This is a genomic window from Pseudoselenomonas caprae (genome assembly GCF_008271345.1).
GTDB classification, from domain to species: domain Bacteria; phylum Bacillota; class Negativicutes; order Selenomonadales; family Selenomonadaceae; genus Selenomonas_A; species Selenomonas_A caprae.
Genome location: NZ_VTOZ01000009.1, coordinates 1 through 17,546 on the forward strand (window position 1 = coordinate 1; position 17,546 = coordinate 17,546).

Annotated in this window: 20 protein-coding genes; 7 read left to right on the plus strand and 13 right to left on the minus strand. The window is 54.8% G+C overall.

Going from position 1 to position 17,546, the window contains the following annotated elements; genetic code table 11:
• Positions 1-57 precede the first annotated feature (57 nt).
• The 5 genes from FZ041_RS05595 to FZ041_RS05615 all read right to left on the minus strand — a co-directional run bounded on the left by FZ041_RS05595 (position 58) and on the right by FZ041_RS05615 (position 3,046).
• Positions 58-714: a D-sedoheptulose-7-phosphate isomerase gene (locus FZ041_RS05595; protein ID WP_149188914.1), complete on the minus strand. Its 657-nt coding sequence runs from the start codon at positions 712-714 to the stop codon at positions 58-60.
• 18 nt (positions 715-732) lie between these two features.
• Positions 733-1,404 carry a hypothetical protein gene (locus FZ041_RS05600; protein ID WP_149188859.1) on the minus strand — a complete coding sequence of 224 codons (672 nt, stop codon included), beginning with the start codon at positions 1,402-1,404 and terminating at the stop codon, positions 733-735.
• A 34-nt stretch (positions 1,405-1,438) separates the two neighbouring features.
• Positions 1,439-1,717: a hypothetical protein gene (locus FZ041_RS05605; protein WP_075442797.1), complete on the minus strand. Its 279-nt coding sequence runs from the start codon at positions 1,715-1,717 to the stop codon at positions 1,439-1,441.
• Between the two features lie 73 nt (positions 1,718-1,790).
• Complete coding sequence (locus tag FZ041_RS05610) at positions 1,791-1,955, minus strand: aminoglycoside phosphotransferase (RefSeq protein WP_075442798.1); 165 nt, start codon at positions 1,953-1,955, stop codon at positions 1,791-1,793.
• Between the two features lie 119 nt (positions 1,956-2,074).
• A complete protein-coding gene (locus tag FZ041_RS05615; RefSeq protein WP_149188860.1) occupies positions 2,075-3,046 on the minus strand; it encodes a hypothetical protein in 972 nt (323 codons plus the stop codon).
• Positions 3,047-3,209: 163 nt separating this feature from the next.
• Between FZ041_RS05615 and FZ041_RS05620 the strand changes: the two genes are divergently transcribed.
• From FZ041_RS05620 to FZ041_RS05635, 4 genes are all read left to right on the plus strand, one after another.
• Complete coding sequence (locus FZ041_RS05620; RefSeq protein WP_149188861.1) at positions 3,210-5,024, plus strand: MutS-related protein; 1,815 nt, start codon at positions 3,210-3,212, stop codon at positions 5,022-5,024.
• Between the two features lie 185 nt (positions 5,025-5,209).
• Positions 5,210-6,580, plus strand: a complete 1,371-nt coding sequence (locus tag FZ041_RS05625; RefSeq protein ID WP_149188862.1) for an alanine/glycine:cation symporter family protein — start codon at positions 5,210-5,212, stop codon at positions 6,578-6,580.
• A gap of 129 nt (positions 6,581-6,709) precedes the next feature.
• Positions 6,710-7,459 carry an AzlC family ABC transporter permease gene (locus FZ041_RS05630; protein ID WP_149188863.1) on the plus strand — a complete coding sequence of 250 codons (750 nt, stop codon included), beginning with the start codon at positions 6,710-6,712 and terminating at the stop codon, positions 7,457-7,459.
• Positions 7,449-7,757, plus strand: a complete 309-nt coding sequence (locus FZ041_RS05635; RefSeq protein WP_149188864.1) for an AzlD domain-containing protein — start codon at positions 7,449-7,451, stop codon at positions 7,755-7,757. Before FZ041_RS05630 ends, FZ041_RS05635 begins: the two co-directional genes overlap by 11 nt.
• Here the strand turns inward: FZ041_RS05635 and FZ041_RS05640 are convergent.
• Positions 7,735-8,430, minus strand: a complete 696-nt coding sequence (locus FZ041_RS05640) for a Crp/Fnr family transcriptional regulator (protein ID WP_149188865.1) — start codon at positions 8,428-8,430, stop codon at positions 7,735-7,737. The two genes, FZ041_RS05635 and FZ041_RS05640, sit on opposite strands and share 23 nt — an antisense overlap.
• A 156-nt stretch (positions 8,431-8,586) precedes the next feature.
• Here FZ041_RS05640 and FZ041_RS05645 point away from each other — a divergent pair, with 156 nt between their 5' ends.
• Positions 8,587-8,997 (plus strand): hemerythrin domain-containing protein, encoded by a 411-nt coding sequence (locus FZ041_RS05645; protein ID WP_075442810.1) that lies wholly within the window; start codon positions 8,587-8,589, stop codon positions 8,995-8,997.
• An 87-nt stretch (positions 8,998-9,084) separates the two neighbouring features.
• On the opposite strand, the gene FZ041_RS05650 is transcribed toward FZ041_RS05645, so the two are convergent.
• The 7 genes from FZ041_RS05650 to FZ041_RS05680 form a co-directional block, all read right to left on the minus strand.
• Positions 9,085-9,372 carry a hypothetical protein gene (locus FZ041_RS05650; protein ID WP_149188866.1) on the minus strand — a complete coding sequence of 96 codons (288 nt, stop codon included), beginning with the start codon at positions 9,370-9,372 and terminating at the stop codon, positions 9,085-9,087.
• A 145-nt stretch (positions 9,373-9,517) separates the two neighbouring features.
• On the minus strand, positions 9,518-11,017 hold the full coding sequence (panF, locus tag FZ041_RS05655) for a sodium/pantothenate symporter (RefSeq protein WP_075442812.1): 1,500 nt from the start codon (positions 11,015-11,017) through the stop codon (positions 9,518-9,520).
• On the minus strand, positions 11,010-11,273 hold the full coding sequence (locus FZ041_RS05660) for a YhdT family protein (RefSeq protein WP_149188867.1): 264 nt from the start codon (positions 11,271-11,273) through the stop codon (positions 11,010-11,012). The genes panF and FZ041_RS05660 overlap by 8 nt, the downstream gene beginning before the upstream one ends.
• A gap of 87 nt (positions 11,274-11,360) precedes the next feature.
• Positions 11,361-12,488 (minus strand): M48 family metallopeptidase, encoded by a 1,128-nt coding sequence (locus tag FZ041_RS05665; RefSeq protein WP_255449269.1) that lies wholly within the window; start codon positions 12,486-12,488, stop codon positions 11,361-11,363.
• A 167-nt stretch (positions 12,489-12,655) separates the two neighbouring features.
• Complete coding sequence (locus FZ041_RS05670) at positions 12,656-13,951, minus strand: O-acetylhomoserine aminocarboxypropyltransferase/cysteine synthase family protein (protein ID WP_149188868.1); 1,296 nt, start codon at positions 13,949-13,951, stop codon at positions 12,656-12,658.
• 147 nt (positions 13,952-14,098) lie between these two features.
• A complete protein-coding gene (locus FZ041_RS05675; protein WP_149188869.1) occupies positions 14,099-14,701 on the minus strand; it encodes a hypothetical protein in 603 nt (200 codons plus the stop codon).
• 22 nt (positions 14,702-14,723) lie between these two features.
• On the minus strand, positions 14,724-15,599 hold the full coding sequence (locus FZ041_RS05680; protein ID WP_149188870.1) for a YitT family protein: 876 nt from the start codon (positions 15,597-15,599) through the stop codon (positions 14,724-14,726).
• Between the two features lie 232 nt (positions 15,600-15,831).
• Here FZ041_RS05680 and FZ041_RS05685 point away from each other — a divergent pair, with 232 nt between their 5' ends.
• On the plus strand, positions 15,832-16,581 hold the full coding sequence (locus tag FZ041_RS05685) for a DeoR/GlpR family DNA-binding transcription regulator (protein WP_149188871.1): 750 nt from the start codon (positions 15,832-15,834) through the stop codon (positions 16,579-16,581).
• A gap of 3 nt (positions 16,582-16,584) precedes the next feature.
• Positions 16,585-17,493 (plus strand): 1-phosphofructokinase, encoded by a 909-nt coding sequence (gene pfkB, locus FZ041_RS05690; protein ID WP_149188872.1) that lies wholly within the window; start codon positions 16,585-16,587, stop codon positions 17,491-17,493.
• The last annotated feature ends 53 nt before the right edge of the window (positions 17,494-17,546 follow it).

The following is a 17,546-nucleotide window of genomic DNA, read 5'->3' on the forward strand; positions in this document are numbered from 1 at the left end:
ATAGCAAAAACGGCTCGCCGTCTCACGTAGGAGACAACGAGCCGCCCTTATTGCAGGTTACTCGCCAAAGAATTCATTCTCGGCCGCAATGCAGAGCATATGGTAGACCGGCAGGTGAAGTTCCTGGATACGGAAGGTTTCATCATCGGGCACGCAGATGCAGACATCTGCGAGCTGGCGGCTCTTGATCTTACCGCCCGACTTACCCGTAAGTGCGATGGTCTTTACCCCTTTGACCTTCGCCATCTGCAACGCATAGATAACATTCGTGCTGTTGCCCGATGTCGAAATCGCCACGAGGACATCGCCCACATCGCCCATGCCCAAAAGCTGCTGGGCAAAGGCGAGATCCGGTGCCTGATCGTTGGCGAACGCCGTATTGAGCGCTACCTGATTGACCATCGACAGTGCCGGCAATGCGCCCTGCAGATTCTCCATAAAGTAGTCTGCCTCATCCGGGCATACCGCGCGCATCTTGGCCTCCATATCACTGCCGAGCTTGCGCGGCAGCAGGAAGCCCTTCATGAGCTCGCCGACGATATGCTCGGCATCCGAGGCGCTGCCGCCATTGCCGCAGGCAATGAGCTTATGCCCGCTGCGATAGCTCTCACAGATGGCCTCCACCGCCGCCTCAAGGTCGGCCTTACAGACCGACAGGGCCGGATAACGTTCAATCAATTCGCTTACTTTATTTCTTGTCGATTCCTTCACCAATTCAAACAAAACTCCTTTTTAACGATTGCGATATCTGTCAGCCATGCTTTTGGCTTCATAGCCGCTTTCAGGGCCTCGGATATCCTGGATTTCCCTGCGCTGCGGCGTGACATCCTGTGGTTCCTGGCGCATGTTGAGATCACGCATCGAGGAACGGTAGACATTGCCCTCATTCTTGCGGCCACGGAACTTGTTCCAGAGCCATTTGATCACCATGATGGCTGCAAAGACCAGGATGACATTCATGACCACACCGAGGATATCCGCGAGCAGGCCGCCGCCTAGGCCGCCAAACATGCTCGCCAGCAGGCTGCCGAGCATCATGCCGCCAGCCAGCAGGCCGATATTGCGCAGGGCACTCCCCCAACGACTGCCGCTCTGCGCATTGGCCGTACCCGCCGTATTGCTCTTGCTGTTGGCTGCCGGTGCATTCTTATCGAGGCTCTTGGCATCCTTGGACGGCTTGTAGCCCTCGCCATTGCCCGATACCGATTTGCTGTTGCTTGCCGGTGCCGATGCCTTCGGGGCTGCCGGTTTCGGCGCAGATTTTGCCCCGCCGCCCAGCTTTGCGCCGCCTTTGGCCGCATAGGCCACCGTTGCCGTATCAGCCGTGACGGCTGTGACCATCGGCACCGCCGTAGCGACCATAAGCCCCGCCATAACTGCCGCAGCTAATTTCTTCAACTTCATGATGTCAACTCTCCTTCATATATAGTATCACAGATTATTCTTCCTTATAGGACTTGATATCCTCGGGGAAGGCGTAGATCTCGCCCACCGTATCGAGCTCACCCGACAGATACCGGTCAATATCATCGACATCGATGTAGAGCTTGCAGTCAATGTCGAGGTATCCCTGTTCCTGGCCATTGGATAAATCACGGATTGCCATAAGTTTCTCGCGGAGCTTCAAGAGCTCGCTGCGCGTCGCATGGACATCGAGCTTGATCTGCGGGACGCCATACTGTTTGAGGACTTCGTCCATCGTCATACGTTGAGACATTTGAGGTTCATCCTTTCTTTTGACCTTTTGATGTTTATAGTTTATCAATCCCAGCTGAAAATCTGCTGAGATTTTACAGATTTCTAGCTTTCATGCGGTCGAGTATCTGCTGCAGCTGTCTTTTCTGGCGCAGATGCGTCTCGTAGTCGAGATCGTTCGAATCCACGCGCATCCGCTTCTCGATGCTGTCGATGCTCTGCTGGATGCGGGCCATCGCCTCGGTGTTATCCGCTTTCATCCATTCTTCCCTCCTGTAGCTTTCCTGCTCCTACCAGTTTACAGGGTTATCGCTGCCAGTTCAAGAAAAAACAGTCCGGGAAGCAGAATTCCCGGACTGGCATTCATGTTCACAGGATATTATTTTTTCCCTGCCGGCAGGACTTTCGGCAATACACCCGGCATCTTGGCATCCGTCAGCTTAGCTTTCGCAGCTACATCAGCCGGTACATTAAGATCCGACTCCGACTCAAGCTTGCGGCCGCTGAAGCTGATTTCCAGCGTGCTGCCATTGATGATTTCCAGCAGTCCCTTTTCATCTTCCGCCGTCATTTTTTGTTCTTTGAGTAGCGAAGTCAACGCTTTGCGCATCTGCGTCGTCAGGTTGGCGTGCAAATCCGTCATCATATGTTCTTTTCTGTCAATGGTCACAGTGTATTCGATATCGCCCATGCTCTGCAATACCTTTTTGAGCTGCTCGGTATCCTTCGCAGCCTTTTTATCTTTCGCATCTTTCTTGTCGAGCTCCAATAGCTGGAACAGATACGGATAGAACTTTTTCCCGTCGAGCGTGACAAGATAGCTCTGCTTGCTGCCCTCGCTGCTGCCGAGAGTTACCTCTTTGGTACATTTCATCAGATCAACAGCCAATGCCTGATCTACCGTCTGATCCACGGTCTTTTTCTGTTCCTTCTTTTCTGCTACGGTCTTTTCCCAGCTCTTATCGGCCTTCTGCACATAGACCGTGAGGTCCTTATCCGATTCCTGCATATAGAATGCGCTCTGCTCGATGGACGACGGTGCCCCCGGTACGATCATCTCCATGGCCAGCGTGCCCTTGGCAGCCATCTTCGGCTCGACATTGAAGGACAGTGATCCCTTATAGCATAAACTGAGCAGTGGCGAGGACAGATCCATGTCAAACGCCATCGTCCCTTTATTATACTCAGCCAGGCTAGCCAAATCCTTGCTCAGCTGTGCCTTGGCATCTACGACAGCCGCCTGCTGCACAGCCGGAGCCTGCTCCGCTGCCAGTACCGGCAGCGCGGTTCCGCCAAACGTCAGTGACACAGCAAGACCTGCTGCCGCTAAGAATTTCTTTCCCTTCATCATTTGCAATCATCCTTTCCTTATCCTGTTTTGCTTCTCTTGCAAAAGCTTTTCTCTTCTTATACCCCTGAGCCAAGCTTTCTGTTACTGATTTCGACATTTTTTTCGAAAAACCTACATCATGCTATAATAAAATCATCCAGATTATTGTGTGAGGTGATTTTCTTTGAAACATACCCAGGAGAAACGGCACTTCTATGAAGCCATCCGTGAGGCTGACCTCTGTACCATCCATGAGCTCCAGCAGCGTAGCAGCCGCTATATGGCGCTGCGCACAGGCACCTTCCTCACGATGGTCTTCGCCTTTGCGGCCGGCTACGATGGCCATCCGGCAGGAACCGTCCTCGGCCTGCTGCTACTCATCTTTTTCCTGTTGCTCGTCCGCCAGCACAACAGGCTGCGCCAGCAACAGCAGCTGCTTGCCTGCCATCTCGACGCGACTTCTTCCTATATCGATCGCTTCACTGGCAAATGGAAGGACTTTAATGACAATGGGGCCAGCTTCCACCGCGCCGACCGGCCACAGGAAACCGACCTGCATATCTTCGGCCCTGCCTCCCTGTACCAGTACCTTTCCTGCGCCCGTACCCAGCGCGGCCGCCAGCGGCTGGCCCGGTCCCTTGCCACGTCACCGCCTGCTCCCGCAAAGATACTCGCCCGCCAGCAAGCCGTGGCAGAACTCATCGATCACCCGCGTTTCTGCCTGAACCTCATGGCCCGCGCAGCCATGCTCGCCAAGGGCCATGATACCACCAGCCTGCTGGCAGAGATTGAAAAAGAACCGCCCAGCGGCAGCCACTCGATCGTCCGCTACCGCACAGCCTGGATACTGCCAGTCCTCACGCTCATCAGCCTGCTGCTTGCGTCCTTCGATGTGGTGAGCTGGAGCCTCCCCGGCCTGCTGACCGGACTGCAATTCCTGCTCACGATGCTGTTCCACCGTCACAACCAGGAGGTGCTCGCCCCCCTCGCCGATCTCACCCATGAGCTGCACCACTACGAGGCGCTGTTCCGCGAGCTCGAGCAGGCAGATTTTGCCAGCACCACGCTGAGCGGTCTGCAGCAGCGCCTGCGCACGGGCGGCGCCAGCCAAAGCCTGCGCCGTCTGGCCCGGCTGGCCGACTGCGTCTCTTTGGACCACAACCTCTTTTTCTTCGTGCTTGCCAACACCCTGCTGCTCTGGGATTGCCATATGGCCGTCCAGCTCAGCCGCTGGCGCGACGATGCTGCCAGCAACCTGCGCGAATGGATCGACATCTGGTCCGAAATGGAAACCTTGCTGTCACTGGCGACAATCGGCCACACGCGGACAACATGGGTATTCCCGCAGCTGGCAGCAGGCTCGCCGTCACTGCGCGCCCGCAGCCTCAGCGCCTTGCTGCTCCCCGAGGAGAAAGCCGTCCCGAACGATGCCAGGCTTGCCGCAGGCACGCATATCATCACGGGATCGAACATGAGCGGCAAAACCACCTATATGCGCACGCTTGCCAGTGCAGCCGTCCTCGCCTATGCCGGCGCACCGGTCTGTGCCGCAGAGTTCACGCTGTCGCCGCTGCATATCTTCACCTCCATCCAGGTCAACGATGACTTGTCCCAGGGCATATCGACCTTCTACGCCGAACTCCTGCGCATCAAGCAGATGGTCGAGTTCAGCCGCCAGGAGCAGCCCATGCTCATCTGCATCGATGAGATCTTCAAAGGCACCAACTCCGCCGACCGCATCATCGGTGCGCAGGAAGCCATCCGTCATCTGACCCGCGCCTGGTGCATCACCCTTGTCACCACGCACGACTTCGAGCTCTGTGACCTGAACTCCCCCAACGAGATACCTGTAACAAATTGTCACTTCGAAGAATACTACGAAGACGACAAGATACGGTTCGACTACAAGCTCAAGCCAGGGCGCTGCCAGACCACGAATGCCCAGTATCTGCTGCGCATGGCAGGGATCATCACCGATGAGCACGCAACAGGAAACTAAATCCGTCAAAACACGAAAAAATGCGAACAAAGCCCAATCTGACGGCTTGTTCGCATTTTTTTATAAAAAAAGCGAGACAAATGTCCACAGATGTGCTAATATATTTATTGTCTTAATTTCGTATATCATTGTATATTCACAAGAGACACTTCCTGTTATTCTATTCATTTGAGGAGGACATTCCCATGGAATCATTCATCCCTGTACTCAATGCCATCGACTCCTTCATGTGGGGGCCGCCGCTGATCACGCTTCTGGTCGGCACGGGCATCTTCCTGACGATCCGCCTGCACCTGCTGCAGGTATTCCGCCTGCCGAAAGCGCTCGGCCTTATCTTCAAAGCCAAGAACCACGGCGAAGGTGATGTCTCGAGCTTCAAGGCACTCTGCGTCGCCCTCGCCGCTACGGTCGGCACAGGCAACATCGTCGGCGTCGCCACGGCTGTGAAGGTCGGCGGCCCGGGTGCCATCTTCTGGATGTGGATGGCCGCATTCTTCGGCATGGCAACGAAATACGCCGAAGGCCTGCTCGCCGTCAAGTATCGCAGCACCGATGAAAAAGGCGAGATTGCCGGCGGCCCGATGTTCTACATCCGCAACGGCATGGGCGAAAAGTATAAACCGCTCGCTACCTTCTTCGCCGTCGCAACGATCCTCGTCGCTTATCTCGGCATCGGTACCTTCCCGCAGGTCAACGCCATCGTCGACAGTGTCAACATCTCCTTCGGCGTACCCAAGCTCGCTACGGACATCGTCTTGACGCTGCTGATTGCCGCTATCACCCTCGGCGGCCTGCAAAGCATCGCCAAAGTCGCCTCCAAGGTCATCCCGTTTATGGCCGTCATGTACATCGCCATCAGCCTTGGCCTTATCCTCATGCATCTCGATGCCGTCCCGGCTGCCGTTTCCCTGATTCTCGAGAGTGCCTTCACAGGCACGGCTGCTGCCGGTGGTTTTGCAGGCTCCACCATCATGATGGCCATGCAGAACGGTATCGCCCGCGGCGTCTTCTCCAATGAATCCGGTCTCGGCTCCGCCCCGATCGCCGCCGCTGCTGCCAAAACCAAGCATCCGGCTGAGCAGGGTCTCATCTCCATGACGGGTACCTTCATCGACACGATCATCATCTGCACGATGACGGGCCTGGCCCTTGTCCTCACGGGTGTATGGCAGGGAGATGCTGCGGGTGCCGCTATGACCAGCGCCGCCTTTGCCAGCGTCTACGGCTTCCTCGGCAGCCAGCTCCTGACGATTGCTTTGGCCCTGTTTGCCTTCACGACGATCCTCGGCTGGAACTACTACGGCGAGCGCGCCTGCATCTACCTCATGGGTACCAAAGGCGTCCTGCCGTACCGTGTGATCTTCATCGCACTGATTGCCTCAGGTGCCTTCCTCAAGCTCGAAGCCATCTGGATCCTTGCCGATATCGTCAACGGCCTCATGGCTATCCCGAACCTTATCGCCCTTATCGCCCTCTCCGGTGTAGTCGTCGCTGAGACGAAGAGCTACCTCGCCGAAGAGGAAGCCTCCAAGAATGCCAAAGAGGCCTTGAACTGATACGCCAGCTTGCTAGGCAAAGCGACCTCCTGCCATTGGGCAGGAGGTCGCTTTATTTACATCTTTACAATTCCTTCACTTAGCCATACAATAGTAGGCATACACTTATTCTTAGAAAGAAGGCTTTTCATGTCAGCCATACCATTGCCACTGGGCAAGACCCGCCGGGATGTGTTTTTCGAAGGCATCCATGACGGCATCCCGATTGCCCTGGGATATTTCGTCGTCTCCTTCACCCTTGGCATTGCCGCCAGGAACGCCGGCCTCACGCCCTTCCAGGGCTTTCTGGCCAGCTTCTTCAACAATGCCTCCGCCGGCGAATACGCCGCCTTCACGGTCATTGCCGCCGATGCCCCCTACCTCGAGATGGCCATCATCACCCTTGTGGCCAATGCGCGCTACATGCTCATGAGCTGTGTCGTCAGCCAGAAATTCGCAGCGGATACGCCACTTTGGCATCGCATTCTCGTCGGCTTCGACATCACGGACGAGATTTTCGGCATCACGATTGCCCGCAAAGGTCCGCTCAATCCCTACTATAACTATGGCGCTATGGCCGTCGCCCTGCCTGGCTGGTCCGTCGGTACCGCCCTCGGCGTCGTCGCCGGCAACCTGCTGCCACTGCAGGCCGTCAGTGCCCTGTCTGTCGCCCTGTTCGGCATGTTCCTCTGGGTCATCATCCCGACGGCCCGCGACAACCACATCGTCGGCGGCCTCGTAATCGCCAGTTTCATTGCCAGCTTTGCTCTGGCACATCTGCCCGGTCTTATGGAGCTGTCCGCCGGCACGCGCACGATTATCCTGACCGTTGTCATCGCAGGGCTTGGCGCCGCGTTCTTCCCCATAAAAGACAAGGAGGACAACGACCATGCAGCATGACATCTATGTCTATCTATTCATCATGAGCGCCGTGACTATCGCCATCCGCATCGTCCCGCTGACGCTCATCCGCAAGCAGATCAAGAACCGCTTCCTGCGTTCCTTCCTGTTCTATGTGCCTTATGTAACCCTTGCCGTCATGACATTCCCCGCCATCATGGACGCCACGCAGACACCGGTGTCCGGTCTGATGGCCCTCATCGCCGGCATCGCCCTCGCCTGGTACGGCGCCAGCCTGTTCAAGGTCTCAGCGGCCTGCTGCCTCGTCGTCTTCTTCACCGAGCTCCTTCTGGTCTGAGCAGGAAATAGCGTCTCTCTTCGATGCGCAGCAGCCCTTCATCCTGCATCGCACCGAGCTCCCGGGACAGGGCACTGCGGTTGACGCCGAGGAATTCCGCCATAGCGGTCGTCGTCAGCTCCACGCGAATAGCGCCATCGGACTGCCGCGGCATTTCGCCAAGGAATATGCCGATGCGGTCACGCAGTTTCTTCTGGCTCAAGATCCGCACCTTGCGGTTCTGATAGACATTCTGCGCCGCCAGCCCACGGATCAGATTCTGCGCGAGCTGATAAGTCATCGCCGTGCTTTCCCCCTGTGGCCGCTGCAGGATTGACAGGTCAACAAGGATGACCAGACTGTCCTCCAAGGCCTCAAGCTGTATCGGACTATGCGCAGGCTGCACGCAGCCCAACGCTTCGCCGAAGAATTCCCCCGCCCCAAAGCGGCTGACTGCGATCTTCGCATCATTTTCGTTGAGGAAGGCCCCTTCGATACAACCCGTCACCACAATCCCCGCATAGCGGAACGGTTCATCCAGCCGTTGGAATATCTCATGTTTGCCCAGGCGCTGCCATTTCCCGCACAGGAAATGCAGCGTCTTTTCGTATTCTGCCGCAGGTATTCCCGCCAGCAGGGGACAGCTCGCCAAAACCTGCTCATACTTCCTGCATAGATTTTCTTTCCCCATCATACGCACAGCCTCCGTTTCCTATTTTGGTTTTATTCTAGCATACACCAGCAGTCTGGCATATCCAGAAAATCACAATCTGTTGCCATGACAACAGACCCGTCAGCCGCCAGCCGCTACAATAAGACCAGAAAAACGACAAACCAAGGAGGCTATCTCATGTATCTTGAAATCTTGAAAGACCACCATGCCAGCATCTATGAATACATCCGCACCATCAACAGCTGCCATTCCGACCTGCAAGTCGGGCAGCAGGCCGATGACATCGCCAAAGCCTTGGCACGGCTGGCAGGGCTTATCTCCATCCATCTTGCCGCTGAGGATAAATTCCTTTACCCCAGCCTCAGCCAGAGTCCCGACGACACCATCCGGCAGATGGCTGTACGCTTTGAGCAGGATATGGGCGGACTGGCCGCAACCTTCACGGCCTATAAGGAAGCATTCATGACGCCGTCAAAGATCAAGGCCGATATCCCCAAATTCCGCCAGGAAACCCAGCGGGTCATCGGCGCCTTGCTGGAACGGCTGCAGCGCGAAGACAAAGAGCTCTACCCCCTCGTCGCGGAATGACAGCAGGAACGAAAACCGGCCCCGCCTTATGTACCATAAGGCGGGGCCGGTTCTGTCTGCCATTGCTATCCTCAGAAATGACAATCTTTATGCGATTTGGTAGACGCGTGCATCACAATACGTCTTCCAGTAACGTACAGCATCAACATAAGACAGTACATAGCGATCTTCCACATCGCTGCGCGTGAGTTTTATATCGTAGCAGCACTTGGCAAATGCGATAGGCTCACGATGGGCGGCTTCGCGGATGATTTCCTGCAGCGTATCCTCTACAAACGCCGTCCGCGATTTCCAGGCTGCTTTCTCCTTGAGATTATATCGTCCCGTCTTGAATTTAAATAACTTATTTGTTGTGTTGTTGACTGCCACAACCATTTACTTCTCCTCCTACGCAACAGTTATATAAACAATCTTTATATTGCTTTTTATTTACATAAATATTTATAGCGTCATTTTACCCCATAAGTCCTAAAGGGTAAATGTATTATATCACAGTTTTTCTACGATTGGTAGTGAATTATTACAATTTACCTTTATTAGGAAAAAATGTTGCCAGCACTTTTTCATCCTGCGGTTTGCCAATATAAGCACCGAGCAGGAAGAACAGCAGCGAAACCGTAATACCGATGGTTATCTGATGCAGTCCTAGGACTTTGAATCCCATGCCCTGCGTCAAGCAATAAGCCAGCGTGCCGCCCCCCATCGACAGGATGGCACCGAGCTTGTTGGCCCGCCGCCAAAACAGTCCGAGCAGCAGCGTCCAGAAGAACGCCGTCTCCAAACCGCCAAAAGCAAACATGTTGATGATCCAGATAAGGCTAGGCGGTGTCAATGCAATGCAGAACACCACGACACCAATCACAGCCGTAGCTGCCATCGACAGCAGACGCAGCTTGCCTGCGGACGGCTGGATGCCCCGCTTGGCCTTATGATGCAGATAAACATCCTTGATGATGGCCGAAGATGCGACAATCAGCAGCCCCGAAATCGTCGAAATCGAAGCAGCCAACGGGCCGATGATGGCCAGGCCAACCAAGGCTGGTGGCATTGCCGTGACAATCGTCTTCGGTATGATATAGTCAACACCGCCATAGCTCTGCAGGCTATCGGTCAGTACACCATGGGCGAGGATACCCGTGAAGTTGATACCGATATTCATGAAACCGACAACCACCGTACCGATAAGCATTGCCCGATGCAGGCTCTTCGTATCCTTGTAGCTGATGCCACGCACGACTGACTGAGGCAGTGCAATCGTACAGATACCGACAAGGATCCACTGCGTAAGATACAGGCCCACAGGCATATGCCCCGCTGACAACGGCTCCAGCATCTCCGGATGGTTGGCATGGATATTGGCCATGATATTGCTATAACCGCCACCTGCCTGCAAGACATAGTAGAGCAGCAGCACAATGCCGATCATCATCATGACGGCACAGCAGGTATCCGTGAGGGCCACCGCACGGAAACCGCCGATACTCGTATAGATGACGACGACAAGGCCGAACAGCAGCAGCCCCATCTCATAGCTGTAGCCCGTGACCGTCGCAAACAGCTTCGCACCACCGACAAACTGCGCCGTCATCGTCGCACAGAAGAACAGCACGATAATAAAAGCCGCCAGGCTCGCAAGTCCGTCCGACTGGAAACGCTCACGGATGATATCGACAACCGTCACCGCATCGAACTTGCGCGACAGCAGGGCCACGCGCTTGCCGAAAATACCCAGCACCAGGAAGATGGCCGTAACCTGCACGACCGCCATATAAATCCAGCCAAAGCCAATCTGCCAGGCCATGCCTGGGCCGCCAACAAAGGAGCTCACCGAGCTATACGTGGCTACGGTCGTCATCGCGAGGACAAAGCCGCCCAAATCGTGGCTGCCAATGAAATACTGCTGCACAAAATTATGGGCAAAGCCACGGGCTTGCACGCGGCGCACATAGAAGCCGATGCCGACCATCACAGCCATGAATACCAATAAAGGCAGCAGCGCTGCCGGATTGCCATTATTCATCCCGTCCAGCCCCCTTTCCCTCCGTAAGCTCCATATCGCGGAACACGAATCTTGTCAGCAGCTTCACCAATACGATGGCAAAGAACCAGACACCGAGGCTCGAGGTCACTGCCCAAAGCGGCAGGCCCAAAAGCTCGCCTTTGACACCAGCGAGCCCAAAGCCGGCAAAGATCCAGAACACAATAAGAACCAGCAGAGCTGCCCCGGTCCATCCGGCTTCGCGGCATATCTGCTGGTATTTTTCAAATTCAGACATATAAAAATCCCCTTTCTGTACAGTCGCACCATCCTGTGCGTACCGTCGTACCAAATAGTGTACCGCAGAAAGAGGATTTTATCAATCTTATTTGATGGAGTTGAGACGATCAGCCAACGTCTGCGCCGCTTCATCGCCTGCGGTGCAGGTCAGGATGGGCTGTGCCCCCATCATGACCGTATTGCCATTCGCCGTGACGCCAGCTTTGTTATGGCCGTTATGATAGGCGGCTGCCAGATTGCCCATGACGAAATACGAACGCTCCTTGGTGCTCATGCCGCCAGCCGGTGCCGGCGTGACGAATTTCTTGCCATTGACATAGACCACGCCGTCCTTATCCGTGACATGCTTGCCGCTGTAAGCCGTCAGCTTCTTCGCGTAATTGTCGCGGCGGGCAGCATGGTTCGGATGGTCAGACGGGTTGAACCAGAGAGCTGCACCGCTCTGGCTGTTATTGCCGAGCTTGTCGATGACGCGCTGCCAGATAGCAGCACAGGCCCCTGGATTGTAATTGGAATGCGTCATGTATTCCCAGGAAAGGTTGTCCGCCTCCCACTCGTTGCTCTTAGTCGCATGTACGACGCCATTCTTGAGCGCCATCCCCGCTACCATATCGGTAAGGTCCGTTCCCCCAGCCACCGATGAGGCCACAGATGCCAACAGCTGCTTGTCCAACGTCTTCACCATGCCATTCGCTGCATGGGATTTCTGCCCATGGCCCATCTCGTGGCCGACAATGACAGCCAGCTCATCATCGCAGGAAATGTAGTCGAAGGCACCATGATTGACACTCATGACATGCCCTAAACCACAGAAGGCGTTGAACGAGTCGTCCGGATTCAGGTAATAATAGTAGGGATGCTTGTCGATCGAGGCATCCACCGCGCGGACTGCAGCCGTCATATTCTGCATCATATTTTCCAGACGCCAGTTCAGATTCTCATTATAGTCAACGCCGGTCTTGTTGCGCCAATCGTTATACATCACCTGCCGGCCATTTGGGTCGTTGTCCAGATAATCCGTCTGCTGCTTGATCTGCGAACGCAGCTGCGCATATTTCACCCCCGTCACGACGATGCTGCCGATATCGTTGATATTGCTGAGCGAAAAAGCCTCTGCCGTTGCCGGCGGAGCGATTGCCAGCTCACCACCCACCAAAGAAGCACTGAGCAGCATAGCAGCGGCAGCTTTGCGCGATATTTTTTTGAATTCCACTAAAAATCCCTCCAAATCAACCAAGAATTGTTATCATCCTCCTCGATTATACTTATATAGACTGACTATTTCAACCATAATCAGACAATTCTCACAAAACTTTAACCATGATAAAAGCCTCCCTTAATTTTATCAGCAAAATCAAAGGAGGCTGTTCGTTATTTATATCAGTCTACCGCCTGGAAAGCCTGATCGAGATCATAGATGATATCGTCAATATGCTCCGTACCGATGGACAGGCGGACAGTCGCCGGCGTGATGCCCGAAGCGGCCAGTTCCTGCTCATTCATCTGGCTATGCGTCGTCGATGCCGGATGGATGACGAGGGACTTGACGTCAGCGACGTTGGCCAGCAGGCTGAATACCTTCAGATGATCGACAAACTTCTTGGCTTCTGCCGCACCGCCAGCAATCTCGAAGGTAAAGATGGAGATACCGCCATTCGGGAAGTATTTCTTGTAAAGCTCATGATCCGGATGGTTGGCTACTGCCGGATGGTTGACCTTGGCGACCTTCGGATTCTTCGCCAGATAGTCGACAACCTTGAGTGCGTTCTCCACATGGCGCTCGACGCGCAGCGACAGGGTCTCTGTCCCCTGCAGCAGCAGGAAGGCGTTGAACGGCGAGATAGCCGCTCCCTCATCGCGCAGGATCAAGGCACGGATATAGGTGACAAAGGCCACCGGGCCCAGCGCTTCGTAGAAGCTTACGCCATGGTAGCTCTCATTCGGCTCGACAAGCTGCGGGAACTTGCCCGAAGCCTTCCAGTCGAACTTGCCGCTCTCGACGATGACACCGCCCAGCGTCGTGCCATGACCGCCGATGAATTTCGTCGCCGAATGGACGACGATATCTGCCCCATACTCGAACGGACGCAGCTGATACGGCGTCGCAAAGGTGCTGTCAACAACCAGCGGCAGACCATGCTTATGAGCGATAGCCGCTACCGCCTCGATATCGATGAGGTTGGCATTCGGATTGCCGATGGACTCGATGTAGACGGCGCGGGTATTTTCCTGGATTGCATCCTCGAATACCTGCACACCCTGCGTCGGATCGACAAAGGTCGTCTCCACCCCACGGCTCGGGAAGGTATGGGCAAAGAGATTATACGTACCGCCATAGATCGTCGTCGCAGCCACGATGTGCTGGCCATGATGCACGAGAGCCTCCAGGGCATAGGTCACAGCAGCGGCACCCGAGGCTACCGCCAGAGCCGCCGAGCCGCCCTCCAGCGCTGCAATGCGTTTCTCGAATACATCTTCCGTCGGGTTCGTCAGACGGCCATAGATATTGCCGCCTTTCTTCAGAGCGAAGCGGTCAGCAGCATCCTCGCAGTCGCTGAACACATAAGACGTCGTCTGATAGATTGGAACGGCACGGGCATCGGTGGCTGGATCAGCCTGCTCCTGACCGACATGGAGCTGCAGGGTCTCAAATCTGTATTTTCTCTCTTCACTCATGGCGATTACCTCTTTTCGTAAGCTATGCGTTTTGTAAACATATCTGATTAATATGTTTACATTATATCTGTAACATTGTTAAGTGTCAATACTTTTTGTTAAAAAATAACAGGCTTTTGGCCATTTCTTGCCAAAGCCTGTCTACTCTCATTTTATATTCGTTTTCCAACTCCAGACGCGGTCATGGACTGCAGCCTCGCGCAGGGCATCATCCATAGCTTCCGCCACCAGCCGTGTCACCTCGCCGGAGGGCATGTATTCGTCATCATAGCGGCGCGATCCCTCCTTCTTGAAGACCTCGTCTTTCTTGCGGTCATAGCCGACAATCTGCACCGCCGCGTAGCTGTGGAGCATCTGCCCGCGCCGCCAGTTCCAGCTCATATAGGTATACTGCTCATACCCAGTGACCACCGGCACGACTACGAGGTCAGCCTGCAGCTTTTCGGCCAGCGGCTTCACGATATCCTTCAGCCGCGGCTTGCCGCCGACCTCATCGGCCGTCTCTGCCAATGCCGCCAGGCACTGCCGCTCCGGAATGAATTCCACAGCCTTGAGCGTCTCGTTGAGTGGCACATGCAGGCTGCGGTCTACCTGCCGCTCCAGGCCATCAATCACCTGCTGCGACGGCTGATAGCAGCTCTGTACCCGCAGCGGCAGCTGCGCGACCCGCAAGGGAACCCGCTCGGCCGCACTTGCGGCCGCAGTCAGGAACAACATGACAAGAAATGCCAGCAATGCAATACGTCGCATGCTTTCTCCTCCCTTCATCGAATCAATGGATCGCCTTTTTCTTGAACCGTCCGCCGATGATGTCGTGGACGGCGTTGATGGTGACGAATGCGTTCTCATCCTTCTCCAGCACGATTTCCTTGAGCTTGTCGACCTCCAGGCGCGTGACGACACAGTAGAGCACTTCCTTGCTCTCCCCCGTATAGCCGCCGGCACCATGCAGCAGCGTCACACCGCGGCCCAGGCGGTCATTGAGTGCCGACGTGATCTCATCATGCTCATTCGTCACGATCATGACGGCATACGACTCATCCAGTCCCTTGATGACCACATCGATCATCTTCGAGATGACGAAGTAGGCCACGAGGGAATACATCGCCTTGTCCCAGCCATAGAGCAGGCCCGCGCTCGACAGGATGAAGAGATTGATGAACATGACGACCTCGCCGACCGAGAACACCGACTTCTTATCCATGATGATGGCGACGATCTCCGTGCCATCGAGACTGCCGCCCGCACGGATGATCAGCCCGACGCCCAGACCGTCGATGATGCCGCCAAAGATGGCCGCGAGGAACGGGTCGTCAGTGACCTGCGGAAAGGGCGAAAACACCGCAGACCATACAGCCAGGAAACAGATGGCGACAAGGGTCGCAATGGCAAAATTCTGTCCGATCTGCTTATAGCCCAGATATAGGAACGGGATGTTGAGCAAAACCAGGAATACACCAAGGGACATCCCCGTCAGCGAGCTCATCATGATCGAGACACCGACGATGCCGCCATCGATGACTTCATTCGGGATCAAAAACAGCTCCAAGCCCACTGCCGCAATGATCGCGCCGAAGAATATCGTCAGGTACTTCTTCACATAAAACGACTTGGGCCGGTGCTGGACAATCTTTTTCTTTTCTTCCATAGGTTCACACTCCCGTCATAGACTTCTACCTATTTATATTATAGCCAACTTCTTGCTTTTCCTGCCATTAATTTTTAATAAAATTCGTGACTTTGGTCAACGATTATCGTTTTGGTCGGTGTTTTTTGCCAGACTATGCCCTTTTATAATTTTTTTTGCGGGGTTTATCGTGCTTTTGATTGACTTTGACGGACTTTAGTTGTATTATATTAAGAAATAAGGAGTGATAGCCATGCTTACGGAAGAACGTTATGCAACGATTCTCCGCATTCTCGAAGAGAAAAAGGCTGTTACCGTACTGGATCTGACCAAGGCTCTCGATGCCTCGGAATCCACCGTCCGCCGCGACCTCACGGCGCTGCACAAAAGCGGCCGCCTCTACAAGGTCTACGGCGGCGCTACTTCCATCGACAACAATTACAGCTCGTCGGAGGAAGACATGAAGACGAAGCGCGATCTCTACCCGGAGGAAAAGATCGCCATTGCCCGTAAGGCAGCCAGTCTCATCAAGCGCAAGGATTTCGTCTACATCGATGCCGGTTCTACCACCCTGCGCATGATTGACTTCTTGACTGAAACCAGTGCCGTATATGTGACGAACGGCATTTCCCATGCAGCCCGTCTTGCTGCCAAGGGGTTCAAGGTCTTCATCCTCGGCGGTGAGATCAAGGCCGTCACCGAAGCTGTGGTCGGTACGGAGGCACTGAATAATCTGAAATCTTACAACTTTACAAAAGGTTTCTTCGGTACCAACGGTATCAGCACCAAATCCGGTTTTTCTACGCCAGACTCGAGCGAAGGCATCATCAAAGGCGCAGCGCTTTCCCGCTGCAGCCATGCGTTCATTCTGGCTGACCGGTCGAAATTCAACAAGATTTCGCCCATCACCTTTGCGAATATCTCCAGTGCCTCGATCATCACGGGACAGCTGGAAGATAAGAAGTATCGGGACTACACCACTATCATTGAGGGGGATTTATAACTCATGATCTACACCGTAACATTCAACCCGTCGCTGGACTACATCGTCCGCCTGGACAAGTTCACTGCCGGTACCATCAACCGCGTGAACTACGAGCAGGTCCTGGCTGGCGGCAAGGGCATCAACGTGTCCATCGTCCTGCAGAACCTCGGCCATGAGAGCACGGCACTCGGTTTCCTCGCCGGCTTCACGGGCGAAGAGATCAAGAACCAGCTCAAGGACTTCGGCGTCAAGAGCGAATTCGTCCAGCTTGAGAAGGGCTTCTCGCGCATCAACGTCAAGGCCAAGGCTGACTGCGAGACCGAAATCAACGGTCAGGGCCCGGACATCAGCGAAGCCAAGCGCGAAGAGCTTTTCGCACAGCTCGACAAGCTGCAGGAAGGCGACACCCTCGTCCTGGCTGGCTCGATTCCCAAGACGCTGCCGGATGACATCTATCAGAAAATCATGGCCCGCCTTGACGGCAAGGGCATCCGCATCGTTGTCGATGCCGAGAAGAACCTGCTCCTGAACGTTCTGCAGTATCATCCGTTCCTCATCAAGCCGAACAACCATGAGCTCGGCGACATGTTCGGCGTGAAGCTTACGACCGACGAAGAGATCATCACCTATGCCAAGAAGCTGCAGGAAAAAGGCGCGCAGAACGTGCTGATTTCCATGGCTGGCGACGGTGCCATCCTGCTGACGGCCGAGGGCAAGTCCTACAAGTGCCCGGCACCGAAAGGCAAGCTCATCAACTCCGTCGGCGCTGGCGATTCGATGGTAGCTGGCTTCATCACCGGCTACATGGAGTCCAACGGCGACTTCGAGAAAGCCTTCCACATGGGTGTCGCAACGGGCTCGGCTTCTGCCTTCAGCGAGAATCTCGCTACGCGTCCGGAAGTCGAAGCACTGCTGGCTACTATTGCCTGAAACTCTGTTAGTATCATATAAATCATATACATCATTCAAAAAAAGGAGAGAAT